This is a genomic window from Shigella sp. SIG6, assembly GCF_053555815.1.
This window is the reverse complement of the sequence record NZ_JBQZXC010000270.1, coordinates 1-1,057: the sequence shown is the minus strand read 5'-3', so window position 1 is coordinate 1,057 and position 1,057 is coordinate 1. Positions and strand designations below refer to the sequence as shown.

Genomic DNA, 1,057 nt, shown 5'->3' with positions numbered 1-1,057 from the left:
TACTTTGGCTGACATTTTTTTCCCTTAAATTCATCTGAGTTACGCATAGTGATAAACCTCTTTCTCGCAAAATCGTCATGGATTTACTAAAACATGCATATTCGATCACAAAATGTCATTATTAACGTTAACATTTGCGATATTCATCGCATTTATGAAAGTAAGGGACTATATTTTTATAAAAGTTAACGTTAATAATTCACCAAATTTGCTTAACCAGGATGATTAAAATGACGCAATCTCGATTGCATGCGGCGCAAAACGCACTAGCAAAACTTCATGAGCACCGGGGTAACACTTTCTATCCCCATTTTCACCTCGCGCCTCCTGCCGGATGGATGAACGATCCAAACGGCCTGATCTGGTTTAACGATCGTTATCACGCGTTTTATCAACATCACCCGATGAGCGAACACTGGGGACCAATGCACTGGGGACATGCCACCAGTGACGATATGATCCACTGGCAGCATGAGCCTATTGCGCTAGCGCCAGGAGACGATAATGACAAAGACGGGTGTTTTTCAGGTAGTGCTGTCGATGACAATGGTGTCCTCTCACTTATCTACACCGGACACGTCTGGCTCGATGGTGCAGGTAATGACGATGCAATTCGCGAAGTACAATGTCTGGCTACCAGTCGGGATGGTATTCATTTCGAGAAACAGGGTGTGATCCTCACTCCACCAGAAGGAATCATGCACTTCCGCGATCCTAAAGTGTGGCGTGAAGCCGACACATGGTGGATGGTAGTCGGGGCGAAAGATCCAGGCAACACGGGGCAGATCCTGCTTTATCGCGGCAGTTCATCGCGTGAATGGGCCTTCGATCGCGTACTGGCCCACGCTGATGCGGGTGAAAGCTATATGTGGGAATGTCCGGACTTTTTCAGCCTTGGCGATCAGCATTATCTGATGTTTTCCCCGCAGGGAATGAATGCCGAGGGATACAGTTACCGAAATCGCTTTCAAAGTGGCGTAATACCCGGAATGTGGTCGCCAGGACGACTTTTTGCACAATCCGGGCATTTTACTGAACTTGATAACGGGCATGACTT

Annotated in this window: 1 pseudogene; it reads left to right on the top strand. The window is 47.0% G+C overall.

The features are described 5' to 3' along the window. Positions 1-230: 230 nt before the first annotated feature. Positions 231-1,057 (top strand): annotated as a pseudogene (gene cscA / locus ACUU1M_RS20270) (sucrose-6-phosphate hydrolase); the annotation flags it as partial.